At 61.5% G+C, this 4,746-nt stretch carries 5 protein-coding genes; 3 read left to right on the top strand and 2 right to left on the bottom strand.

The genetic code is table 11. The features are described 5' to 3' along the window. Window positions 1-30: 30 nt before the first annotated feature. Window positions 31-1,119, bottom strand: a complete 1,089-nt coding sequence (locus K728_RS0105260; protein ID WP_024476067.1) for an alkene reductase — start codon at window positions 1,117-1,119, stop codon at window positions 31-33. A 103-nt stretch (window positions 1,120-1,222) separates the two neighbouring features. Here K728_RS0105260 and K728_RS0105255 point away from each other — a divergent pair, with 103 nt between their 5' ends. The 3 genes from K728_RS0105255 to K728_RS23085 all read left to right on the top strand — a co-directional run bounded on the left by K728_RS0105255 (window position 1,223) and on the right by K728_RS23085 (window position 3,764). Further along, window positions 1,223-1,555 carry an ArsR/SmtB family transcription factor gene (locus K728_RS0105255; RefSeq protein ID WP_024476066.1) on the top strand — a complete coding sequence of 111 codons (333 nt, stop codon included), beginning with the start codon at window positions 1,223-1,225 and terminating at the stop codon, window positions 1,553-1,555. Window positions 1,556-1,617: 62 nt separating this feature from the next. After that, window positions 1,618-2,673 (top strand): phosphatase PAP2 family protein, encoded by a 1,056-nt coding sequence (locus K728_RS0105250; protein WP_162148026.1) that lies wholly within the window; start codon window positions 1,618-1,620, stop codon window positions 2,671-2,673. A gap of 98 nt (window positions 2,674-2,771) precedes the next feature. Next, the gene (locus K728_RS23085; RefSeq protein WP_084442825.1) at window positions 2,772-3,764 is read left to right on the top strand and encodes a nuclease-related domain-containing protein; all 993 of its coding nucleotides are present in this window, start codon (window positions 2,772-2,774) and stop codon (window positions 3,762-3,764) included. 119 nt (window positions 3,765-3,883) lie between these two features. Here K728_RS23085 and K728_RS0105240 read toward each other — a convergent pair. Then, window positions 3,884-4,746, bottom strand: an 863-nt coding sequence (locus K728_RS0105240) for an HNH endonuclease (RefSeq protein WP_024476063.1), incomplete at its 5' end; no start/stop codon positions are given.

Here is a 4,746-nt window from a genome sequence, read left to right as displayed (position 1 = left end):
AGGCGGGCGGAACGGTGCAGGGCTATTGGGCTAAGAGGAGGTGACGAGGGTGGGGTAGTCGGTGTAGCCTACCTCGGTGCCACCGTAGAAGGTGCTGCCGTCAGCTTCGTTAAGCGGGGCGTCGACCGCAAGCCTCTCGACGAAGTCGGGGTTGGCGATGAACATGCGGCCGAACGCAATGAGGTCTGCGCCCCGAGCAAGCCACACGTCGGCACGCTCCTTATCTGCAGCTTCCTGGTTTTGCACCAGCGGCGACGGGTTGACAATGAGCACGCCCTCCCAGAGGTCCAGGATGCGCTGGTTGACCTCGTCCTCGCGCGCTTCGACGATGTGGAGATACGCGGGGCCCAGCGGAATTAGCTGTTCTAGGACCGACGTGTACGTTTCCAGGACGTCATCTTCGGAAATGTCATTGAAGTCATTGCCGGGGGAGAGCCGTAAACCAACCCGCTCCGCGCCGATGGCTTCCACGACTGCCTGCATGACTTCGACGAGGAAGCGGGTGCGGGCAACGGGGGATCCGCCGTATTCGTCAGTGCGCTGGTTGGTGCCGCTCGCGAGGAACTGGTGAGGAAGGTAGCCATTGGCGCCGTGAATTTCGACGCCGTCAAACCCGGCTTCGACGGCGAGGCGAGCAGCCGTGGCGTAGTCGGCGACAGTGTCGGTGATGTCCTGCACGGTCATGGCCTGTGGGACCACAAAGTCTTGCATCCCGTCGGCGGTGAAGACCTGGCCAGCCGGGCGGACAGCTGAGGGTGCGAGCGGGACCTGACCGGCGGGCAGCAGGCTGGGGTGGCCGATGCGGCCGGTGTGCATGATCTGGGCGAAGATCTTGCCGCCTTCGGCGTGCACGGCGTCAGTGACCGAGCGCCAGCCAGCAACCTGCTCAGTGGTGTGCAGACCGGGGGTGAACGGGTAACCCTGGCCCAGGGCATTGGGCTGCGTCCCCTCGGAGATGATCAATCCGGCCGACGCGCGCTGCGCGTAATAGGTGGCCATCATGTCGGTGGGAACGCCGTCGTCGTCGGCCCGGGAGCGGGTCATCGGCGCCATGACGGCGCGGTTGGCGAGCTGGAGACCCCCGACGGTGGTGGTGTCAAAAAGTGTTGCGTCAGCCATAGCGATGCCTATCGGTCGATTGGTTGGTACGATAAACAACGTACAACGATGAAAGCCTTAGTACAACTTTCGTCGTACTAGATCTCGATCGAAGGACTCATTCATGAGTGCAGAACCTCTCCCGCGGCAGGTCGGGCACCCGCTGTCCGACGAGTTCCGTCTAACCGAGGTATTGCATGCACTCTCGGATCCGCTCCGGCTGAGCATCGTGGCAGCCCTGGCGGAATCCGGCGCCGAATTATCCTGCAGCGCTTTCCACCTTCCTGTCACCAAATCAACCAGCACGCACCACTTCCGTGTTCTTCGCGAGGCGGGCATCGTGCGACAGCGGTACGAAGGGACAGCTCGGATGAACAGTCTGCGCCGGGAAGACCTCGACGCCGTCTTTCCAGGGCTGCTGACGTCAGTGCTCGCGTCGGCGGGCCAGAACCAATAGATATTGAAGGCGATAACATTCGATTTTGATTATGCTCAATACCCGCGCGATTAGAGATGACAGTGAATACTAAACCCACACAGGAGATCACTCCCTGGCGTGGTCTTTTCGGCATCCCGTTGATCACCACGGTGACCTTCATGGGACTGATGCTGATCACTGCTGTCATTAGCGGGCTGCCGGTGCGTGATCCTGACGGCTTCCTGGGCCCCAGCTATGTGCGGCTGCCGCTAATCGTTTTCCTGGTGATGATCGCCGATGTTGTGCCACGAGTGATCGCACAGCGACCTTCGGTCAAGGGCATGCTGGGTACCGCCGGAGGGGTCATCAAGTCACGCTGGACGCTGCAGCGAATTGCTGCGATTACTGCCGGGATGGCGAGTTTTTACCTCGCGTATGTGGCGTATCGGAATTTGAAAAGCTTTTTGCCCTTTCTTAGGGATCGTCTGACGGACTCCATGCTGGTAACCACCGATCGATGGTTCGCTGGGGGTGGTAACCCGGGTGACGTCCTTCACGATTTGTTGGGAACGGGCTTCGCAGCGGAATTCCTCTCGGTCGTTTACGTGTCTTTCCTGATTTTTGTCCCCGTGTCGCTTGCCGTCGCGATGGTCTGGTCCGATGACCTCTCCCGCGGAGCCTGGTACGTAAGCGCTCTCTGTTTCAACTGGATTCTCGGTACGGCCGCCTACTATCTGCTTCCGTCCTTGGGCCCGATCTACGTAGAGGAGTCGTCCTTCACCGACCTGCCGGTCACCGCGACGTCGGACTTGCAGGATTCGCTCTACGACAACCGGCTGGCTGTCCTTGTCGATCCTCATGCGACGGAGTCGGTCCAGGGCATCGCGGCGTTCGCCTCGCTGCATGTGTCCATCGTGTTCACGGCGGCCCTGATGGCGCAGCTAGTCCGTTTGCCCAGGCCGGTTCGTTGGTTGTTGTGGGCCTACGTTGCCCTGACGGGACTGGCGACCGTGTATTTCGGTTGGCACTACATTCTCGATGTTCCGGCAGGCCTTGCAATCGGGGGCTTGTCCGTCTGGTTGGCGGCCTTGGCCACCGGCATCATCCGTTTCCCGGGTCGGAGCCGGGACATCGCGAAGCTTCGTCCGATGGCCTAGTCAAGTTACTGAATTCCTGACGCACTCCTGAGCGAATATTGCACCTCCGAGGTAGGTCGCCAATCTAGGCTAAGTCGAGAGTCTCACGGGGGAGAGATATGACTGCTGGTGCGGGCGCTGCTGAACAGGCGCGGCGGGCGTCACAGCGGGTGGTGCGCCTTCAGAATGAGTTGGCGCAGGCTACTGAAACCGTGGCTCGGTTGCAGAGTCAGCTTCGGCATGCCGAACGGACGCACCGGGCCTGGAACGCTGGGGCTGCTGGGGAGTTGCTGGTAGCAGACCGCCTTGACCTGCTTGAAAGCCATGGCTGGCTTGTGCTTCACGATCTGCGCTGGCCGGGGAGACCTAAAGCCAACCTCGACCACGTAATTGTTGGGCCCGGCGGGGTGCTGGTGATCGATGCGAAGAATTGGGCTGGTGACGTTCACCTGCGGCGCGGAGAACTGGTCCAGAACGGGTATCTCAGGGTCAAAGAGTCGGCGGCTGCCCTGGAGCAAGCGAGTGCTATCGCAGCCCTGCTCGAACCCCAGCACAGACAGTTTGTTCAGACGTGGATTTGTCTGGTCGGTCAGCCAGATCTGAAAGGAGTGACCGCTTTGGGTGTGCGGATTGAGGGGCTGAACACAATCGCACCGTCTGTTAAGGCTCTCCCGAGAGTTTTAGAGCCGGAGTTTGTCCGCGCAATTTACCACTATCTCTCACGACTGCTGGCCGGAAACACGAGCCCTGTGCTGCTGACAACCGCAGGGGCCGGAGCCGAGGATGCGGCCGTCTCAACCTTGCGCCGACGTCGGACAGGTCCGGGGCGCTCCGGACGTATCCCGGTTGGGCGGTCTGCGCAGACAAATGACTCCGGCAACCCCAGCAACCCCGGATGCTCACGCGCCGCGGGTCCGCATCGCCGGTCGGGTAAATCCACAAAAGTGACGAAGGGGTATGGCTGTCTGGGAGTATCCGTACGACTGGCAGGAGTCGCCCTGGCATTAGCCATCACCGTTAACCTTTTGAGTGGACTGGCTCAATCGCAGTTAATCCAACCGCAACCCGATCCGACAATCACCAACCAGACGGTGAGCCCTGGTGCTGGGTAGCAAAGATAAACTAAGCACCGAGACCCTTTAGGTCCCGATTTAAAACGTGCATGCATCGCATGCAGTGCAAGCATTGCATGCGATGGATGCAGTGCATGCACCATTTAATTCGGACATAACTAGTCTGCGGGTCCCAAAATCCGCTGCGCGTCGGCTTGAGACAGCAACTCCTCAGGACTGACGACCGCGCCCCGCATGGATGAAGAGCCGCGGAGCAGTCGGCGAAGCTCGGCTGGCGAATAGGGATTCGGCGCCCGGCGATGCGCCATTGCATGGCAGTTGGCGCACATTGGGACCAGATCGGTCAATGGATCCAGCACATAGTCGGCGGTCAGTTGCGGGCCGGGCACGATGTGGTGGACCTGGATGAAGCCAGCACCAAGGGTGCCGTAGGTCTCCTCGAAGTTGAAGCGGCAGACGGCGCAGCTGCTGCCATGGTGGGCGATGCTTTGACGGTGAGCTTCGGGGTCGTGCTCGTAGCGGTTGACGCGGCTTCGCAGCAGGGCGCTGGCGGGAAGTGTGCCAGCGGTCGGGTCGACGGGATGATTCTCCGACGACGGCGCATAGTCGGCCCACACGGCCCGGAGGAGCTGTTCATGGTCGACGGTGAGAACGGCCGCGCCATCGTCGAAGGGGAGGCCCGGCACGCGGCCGAACAGCACTGCCTCGGGGATGTGTTCGCCGCGGGGGAGGAGGAGGTCGACGTCGAGGAGTCCGCCGTCGTCGGGCGTCGTGACGACAGTCCCGTGACCGAACAGGCCTCGTTCGTTGGCGCCCTGCAGAACCAGCCAGACATCAGTGCCGGGGGGAACGGGCGGAACGACGGCCGGCCACCGAACGGAAGCGAATCCGGCGTCGTGCACGGCATCCTGCACCGAAGAGTAGGCGAACTGCCACCCCTCCCGCAGATCGGGATTCCATCCGAGCACGATTGCCGTCATGGCACTCATTGTGCCACCAGCCTTAACGGCGTTGGCCGTGC

The sequence above is a fragment of the Arthrobacter sp. CAL618 genome (assembly GCF_000468215.1).
In the GTDB taxonomy this organism is placed as follows: domain Bacteria; phylum Actinomycetota; class Actinomycetes; order Actinomycetales; family Micrococcaceae; genus Arthrobacter_D.
This window is presented reverse-complemented; position numbering and strand designations above follow the sequence as displayed.